At 39.0% G+C, this 12,743-nt stretch carries 13 protein-coding genes; 4 read left to right on the plus strand and 9 right to left on the minus strand.

Annotated elements, in window-relative coordinates:
- Positions 1-98: 98 nt before the first annotated feature.
- The 4 genes from AC2JBO_RS36295 to lysS all read right to left on the minus strand — a co-directional run bounded on the left by AC2JBO_RS36295 (position 99) and on the right by lysS (position 3,724).
- Entirely contained in the window at positions 99-668 is a 570-nt protein-coding gene (locus AC2JBO_RS36295; protein ID WP_496958488.1) for an HdeD family acid-resistance protein, read from the minus strand.
- A 138-nt stretch (positions 669-806) separates the two neighbouring features.
- Complete coding sequence (locus AC2JBO_RS36300; protein ID WP_496958489.1) at positions 807-1,277, minus strand: hypothetical protein; 471 nt, start codon at positions 1,275-1,277, stop codon at positions 807-809.
- Between the two features lie 86 nt (positions 1,278-1,363).
- Complete coding sequence (locus AC2JBO_RS36305; RefSeq protein WP_496958490.1) at positions 1,364-2,059, minus strand: hypothetical protein; 696 nt, start codon at positions 2,057-2,059, stop codon at positions 1,364-1,366.
- Positions 2,060-2,188: 129 nt separating this feature from the next.
- Positions 2,189-3,724: a lysine--tRNA ligase gene (lysS, locus tag AC2JBO_RS36310; protein WP_496958491.1), complete on the minus strand. Its 1,536-nt coding sequence runs from the start codon at positions 3,722-3,724 to the stop codon at positions 2,189-2,191.
- A gap of 790 nt (positions 3,725-4,514) precedes the next feature.
- Here lysS and AC2JBO_RS36315 point away from each other — a divergent pair.
- Positions 4,515-5,759: a WD40 repeat domain-containing protein gene (locus AC2JBO_RS36315; protein WP_496958492.1), complete on the plus strand. Its 1,245-nt coding sequence runs from the start codon at positions 4,515-4,517 to the stop codon at positions 5,757-5,759.
- Between the two features lie 134 nt (positions 5,760-5,893).
- On the opposite strand, the gene AC2JBO_RS36320 is transcribed toward AC2JBO_RS36315, so the two are convergent.
- A complete protein-coding gene (locus AC2JBO_RS36320; RefSeq protein WP_496958493.1) occupies positions 5,894-7,120 on the minus strand; it encodes an HhoA/HhoB/HtrA family serine endopeptidase in 1,227 nt (408 codons plus the stop codon).
- A 496-nt stretch (positions 7,121-7,616) separates the two neighbouring features.
- Here AC2JBO_RS36320 and AC2JBO_RS36325 point away from each other — a divergent pair, with 496 nt between their 5' ends.
- From AC2JBO_RS36325 to menH, 3 genes are all read left to right on the plus strand, one after another.
- Positions 7,617-8,666, plus strand: a complete 1,050-nt coding sequence (locus AC2JBO_RS36325) for an RRXRR domain-containing protein (RefSeq protein ID WP_496958494.1) — start codon at positions 7,617-7,619, stop codon at positions 8,664-8,666.
- A gap of 57 nt (positions 8,667-8,723) precedes the next feature.
- Positions 8,724-9,131 (plus strand): metal-sensing transcriptional repressor, encoded by a 408-nt coding sequence (locus tag AC2JBO_RS36330; protein ID WP_496958495.1) that lies wholly within the window; start codon positions 8,724-8,726, stop codon positions 9,129-9,131.
- A gap of 89 nt (positions 9,132-9,220) precedes the next feature.
- Positions 9,221-10,036 (plus strand): 2-succinyl-6-hydroxy-2,4-cyclohexadiene-1-carboxylate synthase, encoded by an 816-nt coding sequence (gene menH, locus AC2JBO_RS36335; protein ID WP_496958496.1) that lies wholly within the window; start codon positions 9,221-9,223, stop codon positions 10,034-10,036.
- Here menH and AC2JBO_RS36340 read toward each other — a convergent pair whose 3' ends face one another.
- The 4 genes from AC2JBO_RS36340 to AC2JBO_RS36355 form a co-directional block, all read right to left on the minus strand.
- Positions 10,037-10,735, minus strand: coding sequence for a glycoside hydrolase family 24 protein (locus AC2JBO_RS36340; RefSeq protein ID WP_496958497.1), 699 nt, complete (start codon positions 10,733-10,735; stop codon positions 10,037-10,039).
- 127 nt (positions 10,736-10,862) lie between these two features.
- The gene (locus AC2JBO_RS36345; protein WP_496958498.1) at positions 10,863-11,105 is read right to left on the minus strand and encodes a hypothetical protein; all 243 of its coding nucleotides are present in this window, start codon (positions 11,103-11,105) and stop codon (positions 10,863-10,865) included.
- A gap of 576 nt (positions 11,106-11,681) precedes the next feature.
- On the minus strand, positions 11,682-11,960 hold the full coding sequence (locus AC2JBO_RS36350) for a hypothetical protein (RefSeq protein WP_496958499.1): 279 nt from the start codon (positions 11,958-11,960) through the stop codon (positions 11,682-11,684).
- A gap of 233 nt (positions 11,961-12,193) precedes the next feature.
- Positions 12,194-12,743: YebC/PmpR family DNA-binding transcriptional regulator (locus tag AC2JBO_RS36355; protein ID WP_496958500.1), on the minus strand; the 550-nt coding region annotated here is incomplete at its 5' end.

A 12,743-nucleotide genomic window follows, 5' to 3' on the forward strand; every position in this document is an offset into this window, starting at 1 on the left:
GCATAAATCCTTATTGACGTAGTAGGTTTTAGCTTAACTTGACGCTAATGGCAAGGATGCCCATTCCACAAATAAAGAATGTAATTTTTGGAAAGCCCTTAAGCACTGGCGCCTTGGTCTGCACTAGCGTTTAACGCTGAACGCGCGTTGAGTGAAAGCATTACTCGTGAAACACCTGTTGCTAAAATACTGGCGCCAAGACCTGTACCTATTAACCAAGGTGCGTTATATGGAAACTGGAACCAAATTAAGGCGCCTAGTATTAAAGTGACAATACCGTTACCTAATACCCATGCCCAGTTTTGTTGTGGACGAAGACGGAATGCTAAAATTGTTTCAAATGTACCTTCGGTAAGTAAGAAGCTACCAAGTAATAGAGTTAAAGTTAAAATGCCTGTTAATGGATAAACAAACAACATTATCCCTGTTGCAATATATAAGGCGCTTAGTAAAATCTTCCAAATGAAACCACCTTCATGACGGGTTTGGGTGGCATAGACTAATTTTGTAAATCCTGCTGCAATCAAGATTAAAGCTACCCAAGTCTCTGCAAAGATTGTAGATACAACTGGCAATGCAATCGCTGCTATTCCTAAAACTAACAGAACTATACCAGATATAAGTGCCCCATTGACACTCTTTTTAATTTCGTTTGAGTTGGCTACCATAATAATACCTTCCAATTGCTTGAAATTCCCTATTTTTAGGCTAGAGAATTTCTCATGGCTTTGGTATTACCCTAAGATAGAGTCTGAGGTATCATTATATCTACTTTGAGAATTAGAAAGGTTAGAGACTTACAATCGCTATATAACTTGTCTCTCTAATATTTCTTCCAGTTTGTCTACTAAGGCTTGTGCTAAATTTAACAAGTTTAGTCCGTTATTATCAACACGGATGTCTTGTGTATTTATATTATTAACACTGTTTATTAATAAGTCTTTCACAGAAAAAACTCTGTTTTCTTGCTCTAGAACACTTAAACTTTTCTCTAATTCTAAGGCAATCTCTGGAGTCGTTTTATCTTGTAATAGTTTTCGTACTTTCACTGCTACAAAATCATCACTCTCAATAAAATTAGCAATCGATTCTAACACTGTATTATCACTTTCACCTTCATCCCATTTTTCTAACCAGTCTCCATCAACATCTTGATAATACAGGTAAGCAGCATTTAACCGATACTTGAGTATATTCTCTTGTAACTTTTGAGCCACTTCTACAGCTTGCAGAAAATTATCTAACCTTTGTTGACGGTCAATAGCCTTGTTTACCATGATGGTGTTTTAACTAAGTAATTTATGTATTAAATGTTTTAAGTAACTTGTCAGAAAATCAAAAATCAACCCCGATGAATCAAAACTTAGAAGTTAAATTTTAAATACATGTCTATTGCTAAATTGTTACTGTTATATATTATGACATTTACGATTTGACTGATATAGTTAGTTTTCGCGGGAGTATAACTTAAGAATAGTCCTCTTCGTATTGTCCAAGACCGTAAAGTACTTTCCCATTCGTCAGATTTGTGTTCGGAGTGTTCATCTGAAAGACTTGTAAGTTGTATACACAGTGGTTTCTCTTCTCTACTACTAACTATTATATCAGTTGCCATTGATAAATCAGCAATATAGCGTCGAACAATATCAGCATTTCGCTTTTGTATCTCCGAACTCACAGATTCTAGAAAGGCGCCGTCTTCTTGAGTAAACTCACCAGCCATGAGCTTTTGCCTCCAAACATAGAATTTGGGGTCATTTTCATTCAACCATCTAGGAAATAAGTCACTATACCAGTATCTTAATGCAGGATTCAGGGCATTTAACGCGGCAAGTCGTTCCTCTTCAGATGGCATCGATTGTAGTATAAGCCATGCTTCAGCGTCTTGAATTATCTGTAACAGAAGTAAACTCACAAAAGGTTTAGCCGTTAGTAAACCAGGTTTGACATTTTTTACCCAACGATTTAACTCTTCTAACCTCCTTGCCAAATTTACATCTACCACAAAAGCAGACTCAATGAGCGATTTTAGCCTTTCTTTTATCTCTACTGCTTGCAAAATAAAGTTTCCTTAGAGAATTACCCACCAAGACACAAATTTTAAGATTTTTTTGAGACATAAAAAAGGGTAGGTGAAAAAGCCTACCCTCGAAACTATATAACAGTATTTTTTTACTAGTTTGATCTACTACTTTTGTGTTTTTACTTCCTCATCAACTTTGTCATCGGGTTTTTCCGGTTTCAGTAGTGGGAATGCGATGACATCACGAATGCTGGCAGAGTCGGTAAGCAGCATAACTAACCTATCTATACCAATACCTAAACCACCTGTAGGTGGCATTCCATATTCCAACGCGGTGAGAAAATCTTCATCAACACCTTGTGCTTCCAAGTCACCAGCAGCTTTCAGCGCAGCTTGTGCTTCCAAGCGTTGACGTTGGTCGATGGGGTCGGTAAGTTCCGAGAAACTGTTGGCTGTTTCTCTTCCAACAATAAATAATTCAAACCGTTCTACTAGTCCTGGTTTGGAGCGATGTGGTTTTGCTAGAGGTGAAATTTCTACTGGGTAGTCAATAACAAACGTTGGCTGAATTAAAGTTGTTTCTACTTTTTCTTCAAACGCCAGATTTAATAGCTTACCAATTGAGTTACATTCTTCTACACCCAGAACACCTGCACTTTTTAAGGCGCCTTTAGCTTCATCTAAATTACAAGTAGTGAAATCTACACCAGTGGCATCTTTTACCAAATCGTGCATTGTAGCCCGTCTCCAGGGAGGAGTCAAATTAATTTCTTCTCCCTGATAGTTAATTTTCAAGGTTCCTAGAACATTTTCAGCAACGGTGGTGATAACCCCCTCCGTTAAATCCATCATGTCGTTATAATCTACATATGCTTGGTAAATTTCAACCGACGTGAATTCAGGATTATGGCGAGTCGAAATACCCTCGTTGCGGAAAATGCGCCCCATTTCAAAAACTTTATCAAACCCTCCTACTATCAGCCGCTTTAAATGCAATTCCGTAGCAATGCGTAGATATAATTGCATTTCTAAGGTATTATGATAGGTAATAAACGGCCGCGCGTCTGCACCTCCTGCTTCGCTTTGTAGAACCGGAGTTTCAATTTCAAGAAAATCTCGTTCTTCTAAGTAGCGGCGAATACCAGCTGTAATTTGGGCACGGCGCCGAAACGTTTGTCGAACTTCAGGGTTAACAATTAAATCAACGTATCGCTGACGATAGCGTTTGGCAATGTCCGTCAAACCATGCCACTTGTCAGGCAAAGGTAATAACGATTTACTCAAGATATTAAATTGCTTGACATAAACCGACAACTCGCCCTTCTGAGTTCGTTTAATACTACCCTTAACACCGATAATGTCACCCACATCCACAAGTTTATCAAGCGTCTTGAAGGCATTAGGAAATGTATCTCCCATTCCTTCGTCGATAACTTGCTTCTCTATATATAGTTGAATTTTGCCGCTTGCATCTTCGAGCGTGCAAAAAGCCAGCTTCCCCATAAAGCGGCGCCCCATAACACGTCCAGCAACTGCAACATCAACATCAACTTCCTCACCACTTGGCAAGTCAGTATAATGAAGCTGCAACTCGGCAGTATAGTGCGTTGACTCCCAACGATAGGCGTAAGGATTTATCCCTAACTGTCTAAACTGTTCTGCTTTTTCTAGCCTCGTGGCACGGATATCTTCTTCGGACATGGTTAACGAACTAATGAGGGCAAAGATTAATTATAAAGCCAGCAAAATTGTACAGTCCTTCCGGGCTAACTGTTTCATATTTGGTTCATATGCGCGTTAATCTTTTAAAAACCCGGTTTCTTTGTTCATATTTGGTATAAAAATAACGATTTTGTACATAAATCGGGTTTCTTTATCTTAGTTTCAAATTGTTAACAAATTTGAAGGTAATTTAAATCACTCTTCCGTATAACTACGAGTGACATCGGTATGATTAACAAGCTACAACGTAAGTGAAATTGATGCAATTTGGTTCCCTAGTTTACATAGCTGAGAAAATGTGAGCGTAAAAGCGACAATATTTAATCAGATTTTATTATTTCTTAAGAATCTGAGTAAGTATTTATACATTTTACTCAACTAGCATCAAATCTAAGTGGTTTAAAAGTATCCACGTAATTAAATTGGCATCAGCAAGGTTAAGTTAAATGTTTTCTCGAAATAGTTCTGACAATGGCGCTGTCGCGTACTACTGATGATGTTACATTTCAGTATCCTCGATAACCGAAGCGCGATTGATTATTTATTATTAACGAATAAAAGTTAATAATAAAATTAACATATGTTAACCAGAAACTATTAACATTTTATAAAGTTATGTTTACTTTCGTTGTGTAGAATGGAGAATAGTTAAAGGTTGGCATATAAAAATTAAGGAACAGCAATTTTCGTTTACATTTTTTAACTTTATGTTCATGCCACCGACTTCCTCCAGAGCCGGAAAGTAAACTGAAAGTAAATTGTGCCGTGAGTGATTAATCACTCAATCCTTATAGCCAAGCTGTTGCGCGCTTGTACCCAAGGTTCACTCAACCTGTGTCTACCGTGTTCGCAGCACTTTTTCATGCGTCTTAAAAAGGCGCCATTGAATGAACACCAGTACTACAAAATCTATAGCGGGACTATGTTTTTACCATCACGTATATCAAACCTTGTTTCAGAGTCGAACTTAAGTGCTGCAAACCGCGTTGACTACAGCAAAAGTGAGCTTAATAGTTATCGAGTATCACAAGAGGTATCGAAATCGAAAAGTGCTGTAATGTCTCCCATACAGTCATCGGGTAAGACGGTGACATTAGAAGTAGCAGTAGAGACAATTAGAAAGACTGCTTCATTACTCAAAGCACAAAACTGGGAGTGCGTTTATAGTTTCTTGAGAAACTCACAGGCAGTTGCATTTAGTCCTAATGGAAAGCTGCTCGCTAGTGGTAGTACATCTATTAAATTATGGGATTTGCGAACTGGGGAAGTAATTCGTACAATTAAGCGCGACTCTGGTGTTTTAAAGTCACTTGCCTTTAGTCCCGATGGCAAGGTGTTAATTAGTACTGGTTTAAGTCAGCGCATTGAATTGTGGGATGCTGCAACTGGAGAACAAATTCGTGAATACGTTTCTCATGCGTATGCAGTGAATGCGCTAGTGTTTGGTACAGATGGTAAGACTTTTGCTAGTGGTGACAGAGGTAAGACAGTTCAAATTTGGAATGCAGATGAAGAACATGCGGTTTCAACTTTTGTCAGACACGACGACTGGGTAAATGCTCTTGCAATTAGTACAAACGGTGCAATTCTTGCGAGTGGTAGTTACGACGAAACGATTAAACTGTGGAATCTCAACACCAAAACTGAAATAGCCACCTTTAACGCAAAATCACCTGTTTTCTCAGTAGCGTTCAGTCCAGACAGACAGCTATTTGTTTGTGGTTGTGCTGATGGAGAAATTAAATTGTGGAATTGGCAGACCGCTGAATTTATTGGAGTTATAGTTGGTCATACCGATGAAGTGTATTCTGTAGCTATTAATAGTGACAGTACAATAATCGCTTCTGGTTGTGCCGACAAAACCATTAAACTTTGGAACCTGCAAACAGGGGAAGAAATTACTACTCTTACTGGACATCAATCGAGTGTTAAAAAGTTAACATTCAGTCCTGATGGACAAATGCTTGTAAGTGCTAGTGCAGACGGCGCCGTCAAAGTTTGGCAGCGTGGCTAATAGACTCGTAGTACTTACTGTACTTACTGTACTTACTGTACTTTATACATGCTAATCAAATTTTAAAGGGCGCAAAGCAAGACTTGGCGCCCTTAATTAATTTTTGATTTTAGATTTTCGATTAATCTAAAATCCTAAGAAGCATCTTGTAGCTGTGCAGTGCGTATTGAAAGTTGCTGTGTTTGATTGCCACGTTGTACTTTTAATTGTAAAGTTTGACCAATACGACTTTGTTCGACAATGTTGAGTAAATCTTCGCCTTTGGTTACACGCTTACCATCAACTTGAACCAAAACGTCTCCAACACGAATACCCGCAGCAGCAGCAGGAGAGTTAGGAACAACGCGCGCGACTAAAATACCATTAATTTCTGGGACTTGAACAGCTAAATTTGGATTTGAATTAATTTGTTTTGCAATTTCAGGAGTTAAATCTTCCATCCCAATACCAATAAATGGGTGAGCAACTGTTTCACCACGTTGAAGTTGAGACGCAATTGATTTTGCTCTGTCGATAGGAATTGCAAATCCAATTCCCATAGCATCACCCCGAATAGCAGTATTAATACCAATTACTTCACCCTGTGCGTTGAGAAGTGGACCACCAGAGTTACCAGGGTTAATAGCTGCATCAGTTTGAATAAATTCAAGTCGTTTGTTACCAATACCAACAGCTTGACTAGTGCGACGTAAGGTACTAACAATACCTAAAGTAACAGTGTTATCTAATCCAAGTGGGTTTCCGACTGCAATTGCCCAATCTCCAACTTGTACACCTGAAGATGAACCCAGTGCTGCTACAGGCAAATCAGCACCTGCGTTGATTCTAACTATTGCTAAATCAGTAACTTCATCGACACCTTGCACTTTACCTTGGAAAGTACGTCCATCTTTTAGTCTAACTGTAACTCGGTCGGCTTTATCAACTACGTGAGCATTGGTCAGAATTAAACCGCTTTTATCAATAATAAAACCTGAACCTAAACCACGTTGTTGCTCAGACGGCGCCTGTTGTGGTAAATTATCGCCAAAGAATCGTCTAAAAAATGGGTCATCGAAAAAAGGGTCAGCGTTGCGTCGTGTTATAGTCCGTTCAGTATCAATACGCACAACTGCGGAACCAACGCGATTAACTGCTGCGGTGACAAAGCTACTATTACTAATTGCTGTAGCAGCATTTGATGGACGTTGAGCCAATAATTCACTCGAAGGTGCCAACTTGGTATCGAGAGTATCTGGCGCCGGAGAAGCAACAGAAGGCGATACGCTTAGGGTACTAACTGTTAGCAGAACTCCCAGGAGAATAGCTAGAACATGCGTACCAAATTGACGAAGTGGTCGGGGTAGTTTGGAAAATCGCATATCGACAAACTGAGTTATTGTTTAATTGTTAGTGATTGTCAGTGAAACTTGATATTAACCACTACTGCTATTTTGACGCTAGTAGCTAGAAAAACTCAAATAATAATCAAACTTATTTGCAAATACAGGAGAAAAGCTATCACAGACATCCGCACTCTCCGGTTCGGGTTTTGCACCTCATGTAGCGGAGAGTCGTTACAATCCCATCTAAAGCACTATCTAGGCTAGGATTAAACGTATTAGCAATTGTTATATACTCGTCACTGACTCAGCCCTGAAGGGTCTGAGCTTGCAAGAAAAAAGCTAACCACTTTTTAAATGCGGGTTAAACCAGTGTCTAGCTTATAGGTTAACAACCTGAACTGAACAGGCTTAGGGCGTGGTGGCCCGTTAGATGTTAAGAATGCCTCCCAAGTTTTTAACCTCTCTGGCAGTCAGTAGCGATGGGAAGTACACACAATTAGTAGAAATGCTAATTGATTTATAATTCAAAACCATGTTTGTGCCAGTAGTAGATTCAAATCAACGTCCTTTAATGCCGACTACTCCAAGTAGAGCAAGACGTTGGATTAAAGAGAAAAAAGCAACACCGTTTTGGAAAAAAGGAGTATTTTGTGTTCGATTGAATGTAGAGCCAAGTGATAGGAATTATCAACCAATTGCGGTTGGAGTAGACCCCGGCTCAAAGCGTGAGGGTTTTACGGTTAAGTCAAAATCTCATACTTACTTAAATGTACAAACTCATGCGGTTGATTGGGTAAAAGACCATGTAGAGACACGTAGTAACATGAGGCGTGCTAGACGATTCCGTAATACACCATGTCGCAAAAATAGAAGTAATCGACTTGTTAACAAGCAGAAATTACCACCATCAACTAAGGCTAGATGGCAGTGGAAACTACGTATTTGTACATGGCTAGCTTCAATGTTTCCCGTTACTGTATTTGTGGTTGAGGACATCAAAGCTAAAACATGGAAAGGTGCAAGAAAATACAACGTGATGTTTAGCCCGCTAGAAGTTGGTAAGAAGTGGTTTTATTCTGAGTTAGAAAAGCTAGCACAGCTAGAAATTAAAACAGGAATGGACACTTACGAGATGCGTCAAAACTTGGGGTTAAAGAAGTCAAAAAACAAACTAGAGAACTCGTTTGAAGCGCACTGTGTTGATTCTTGGGTATTGGCGAATTGGTACACAGAAGGGCACGACAAGCTCGATAACACCGAGCTAATAGAAGTAATCCCGCTTGAATTTCACCGCAGGCAACTACACAGATTACAGCATCAAAAAGGGCATATTAGACCTCGTTATGGTGGAACATTGAGCGCTGGTTTTAAGCGTGGTTCAATCGTGAAGCATAAAAAATATGGCTTCTGTTATATCGGTGGGTGGCAAGAATCCCCAACTAAGAAAGACCCAAACAGAAAAACAATTAGTTTACACAGTTTAACTACTGGTAAACGATTGACTCAAAATGCTAATCCACAGGATTGTAAATTTAAAACTTACAGTTCGCATAGGACATCCAAACAGGTTAAAACCTGTTGAGTCGTTTCCCTCCCAGGACACGCATTCACGCTCGTTTCCCACTTACCATGTAATCTTATGAATGGAACGAATCGATTAAAGAAAGAGTCCTTACCTGTTTCTCATTCACAACAAAATATCTCGAACATTGAAGCAAAACATGAGGAACACAATCATCCACACGACCATGAACACAACAATGAAGCTCATCCTCACGTACATAGCGAAGAGTCCCTACGACGTATTGTAAATCGACTATCGCGGATTGAGGGACACGTTCGCGGCATCAAAACAATGGTGCAACAAAGTAGTCCGTGTCCAGATGTATTATTACAAATAGCCGCTGTGCGTGGTGCGTTAGACCGAGTTGCCCGCATTGTTTTAGATGAGCATTTGAGCGAGTGTATCTCTAGAGCCTCGAAAGAAGGTAATATCGAGACGGAAATTGAGCAACTCAAAGCTGCTTTAGATAGGTTTTTACCGTAGGGTGCGTGACGCTACCAAAATTTTGAAACGAAGCGCGAGTCTAGTAGCGTCACGCACCTTACAAGTTACAAGTATTATTAGGAGGGGGAATGTTAAGCCATAAGTATAAATTTAACTACTCCTTTCAAGGAGACTTGAGTAAACCAACTATTCTTTTTCTGCACGGTTTTATGGGCAACTGTGGAGAATTTGATGATGTTTTGTCATTGCTTCCATCTTTGAATAAGTTTTCTTTTTTGACGGTTGACTTACCTGGACATGGGAAAACACAAGTATTAGGTGGTGATGATTATTACGGGATGGAATTTACTGCCCAAGGTATAATTAATCTACTTGATGAATTAAAAGTATCTAAATGTTTTTTAGTTGGTTATTCGATGGGTGGTAGGTTAGCTTTGTATCTTGCTTTGAATTATCCTGAACGTTTTTTAAAAGTTATTCTTGAATCAGCTTCTCCTGGTTTAACAACTGAAGTAGAACGGTTAGAACGAGTGAAAAGTGATAATCAAATAGCCAACAAGTTAAATCGAATCTCTATAAACGAGGAATTTACAGCTTTTTTATCAGCTTGGTATAATCAATCTATTTTTGGTAATATTAAGAGTAATTCTCAATACGAACATCTAATTGAAACTCGAAGGCAAAATAATCTTAGTGAATTAGCAAAATCATTGTGTTGGATGGGTACAGGAACCCAACCTTCACTCTGGGAAAAACTTCACACAAATGTACAGCCCATACTTTTGTTAGTTGGAGAATACGATAAAAAGTTTGTTGACTTAAATATCAAAATGGCTCAGATATATAAATATTGTGATTTTAATATTATTTTAGGCGCCGGACATAATATTCATTTTGAACAGCCAGAGACTTTCGCTAATAAAGTCACTAATTTTTTAGCATAATTAGGGTGTATTAGTTTTGGCATTTTTCAATTCGTCTTGTAACATCCGATTATAAATATTAGGTAAAGAACGACTCATCGAGTTATTTTCGATACCATAACCTAAACTTGTCCAAGTTGGAGAAAGTCGCTTTAATACATCGTTGATTTTACCCTGACGCAATAATTGAGGAATACTAACACCCCATACTCGTGAATCACTCAACCAGCGGTACACTACTACATCTTGATATTCAGCTTCAAAACTATAATTTTTCCAAAACATGAAATTCGTTGGGTTGGGATGATAACGAGGAGCAATTCGATACCAAGTTGTATTAATAATTTGGTAGCGACCAGCAGCAGTAGAGCAGTTACCTTTATTCGGCCCTCCCACTATTGTGACGCACATTTGCGGATGACGACTTAGGTCAGTGACATTCCGACCACCATACAAAAGTGAATAGGGACGCTGTGTATTTGACTCGCTAGCAGAAATTGTTCGCATCAGCGCGCGGATGTATGGGTCTCCATCCTTCATCACCAAAGGTGGTTGTTGTTGATTAAAAGTAGGGTCAGACAACGATGAACGTAAATCACCGGATATTAACCATTGTACTAAAAACACGAAACAAATCAGTGCAACAAGTGGGACAATAAGTTTCTCAACCCCTTTGAGTTCAGCGTCTTTCAGAAATTCAACTCCTTCAGCTAGCTTCAACTAATTACTACATAATGTCTAGCACAAATTTCTGAAAACGACAGACATATCAAAATCGGTGGATACAATACAACTGTAGCCACCGAATTCTCTATATATTTATATTGTTAGTTGATTAAATGCCTATTTATTTTCTAGCTAGTTTTTTTCCTGTGGTGTGTCTGTGAGCGCTAAGATTATGTTTTGCAGTATGTTTTGCTTTATGTTTTTTATGATGAACTTTTGCTACTTTGGCGCCATTTGTAGGAACTGCGGCAATTTTCATGGTATTAGCATGAGGTGCCGTTTTCGCTTGTGCATCAAGGGCACCGACGGAGAGTGGTGCAACTATTGCAAGAGTAACCAAAAGAGCTTTAGCGATCTTAATCATAAAGTGTGTCCTTTCTTTTTCGTATCAGTCGATGATTTGAATATTGCAGACTGATGTGTCATTTTCTTGTTCATCGTATGAATTTTATATGGAGATTTTTATACACTTTTTTATCAACAAATATTGAAGTATGTTGCAAAATATTAAGCAATATGAAGTAGGGTGTATGACGCAACGAAAAAACTTCAACGTAGCGATAAAACCTGTCGCGTCACGCACCGAATTAAATTTGATATTTATAGTGCGAAAAAACTTCAACGTAGCGATAAAACCTGTCGCGTCACGCACCGAATTAAATTTGATATCTATAGTGCGTAAAAAGTTCAACGTAGTGATAAAACCTGTCGCCTCATGCACCGAATTAAATTTGATATCTATAGCGCGTAAAAACTTCAACGTAGTGATAAAACCTGTCGCCTCATGCACCGAATTAAATTTGATATCTATGGTGCGTAACGCCACAAAATTATTCGCTTCGTTGAAATATTGTTATGGCGTTACGCACCCTACAAAAACAAGAAACCCGACTTCCTCAAGAAGTCGGGTTTCTTAAATTAAAAGCTTGATTAGAGTCAATTAGTTTGTAGCAGGCTTAACAGGTGTTGTTGTGGTAGTAGCGGGGGGCTTAACTGTGGTTGTTGTGCTTGTTTTTTTGACTGCTGCTTTCTTGGCACCTTTCTTAACCTTTTTCTTAACTGGTTTAGGGGCAGGTTTAACAGGTGTGTTTGTAGCAGGTGGAGTAGTGCTTACTGGAGCGGGCGCTGTAGTGGTCTGAGCTTTAACTGAAGGTGCGGTTAATGCAACAGGTGCGCTAAAAGCCAAGGTTAAAAGTAGAGCCTTTGCGAACTTATTCATAAGATGTACTCCTCATTCACGTAAAACAACTGACAAAAGAAACTATCTCAGGTTCATGTGTCGCTGTCTTGTAATAGATGTGGAGTTTTGATGTAAAAATGCCGTTAATTTTGTAGTATAATTTACAATTAAAAAATAAAAATCGTTAAAAGTATTCATATGTCAGACTTAGAGCATACTGAATAAAGTTAAAAGAATTTTTGTAGGCGAAGTCATTTCGACTTCGCACTTAATTAAACCATTGCAGCCATTAATTGTTCAGCCATTTCAAAATTAGCTGTAACGTTTTGGACATCATCTAAACCTTCGAGAGTATCGATTAATTTGAGAAGTGCGCGCGCCAGGTCTGAGTCAGTAACTTCGACGTAATTATCAGGTATCCAGCGCAGTTCAACATCAGTAACTTTGAAGCCATGATTTTTGAGGGTTTGGCTGAGGGTTTCCAAGTCAGCAACTTCGGTAAATAGTTCTGCTGTATCTTCTGATGTCATTTCATAAGACTCGGCGCCACCTTCGAGGGATGCTTCGAGCAGTTTTTCCTCATCTAATACAGATTCTACGATACACACACCTTTTTGAGCGAACATCCAACTTACACAACCTGTTTCCCCCAAGTTTCCGCCATTTTTACTAAACGCTACTCGTAAATCAGCAGCAGTGCGATTACGATTATCGGTTAGTGCTTCCAGTAAAATAGCTACACCATTTGGTCCGTAACCTTCGTAGCGTATTTCTTCTAATTGGCTATTGTCGCCAGCGTTATTACCGGCGCCTTTAGCGACA

This window comes from Calothrix sp. CBUCES-K 9914 (genome assembly GCF_059640475.1).

Excerpts from the sequence above, each read along its gene's own strand:
- AC2JBO_RS36330 (WP_496958495.1), top strand. The coding sequence starts at position 8,724 with ATGAATGGAACGAATCGATTAAAGAAAGAGTCCTTACCTGTTTCTCAT.
- AC2JBO_RS36345 (WP_496958498.1), bottom strand. The coding sequence starts at position 11,105 with ATGATTAAGATCGCTAAAGCTCTTTTGGTTACTCTTGCAATAGTTGCA.
- AC2JBO_RS36300 (WP_496958489.1), bottom strand. The coding sequence starts at position 1,277 with ATGGTAAACAAGGCTATTGACCGTCAACAAAGGTTAGATAATTTTCTG.
- AC2JBO_RS36295 (WP_496958488.1), bottom strand. The coding sequence starts at position 668 with ATGGTAGCCAACTCAAACGAAATTAAAAAGAGTGTCAATGGGGCACTT.
- lysS (WP_496958491.1), bottom strand. The coding sequence starts at position 3,724 with ATGTCCGAAGAAGATATCCGTGCCACGAGGCTAGAAAAAGCAGAACAG.
- menH (WP_496958496.1), top strand. The coding sequence starts at position 9,221 with ATGTTAAGCCATAAGTATAAATTTAACTACTCCTTTCAAGGAGACTTG.
- AC2JBO_RS36325 (WP_496958494.1), top strand. The coding sequence starts at position 7,617 with ATGTTTGTGCCAGTAGTAGATTCAAATCAACGTCCTTTAATGCCGACT.
- AC2JBO_RS36350 (WP_496958499.1), bottom strand. The coding sequence starts at position 11,960 with ATGAATAAGTTCGCAAAGGCTCTACTTTTAACCTTGGCTTTTAGCGCA.
- AC2JBO_RS36320 (WP_496958493.1), bottom strand. The coding sequence starts at position 7,120 with ATGCGATTTTCCAAACTACCCCGACCACTTCGTCAATTTGGTACGCAT.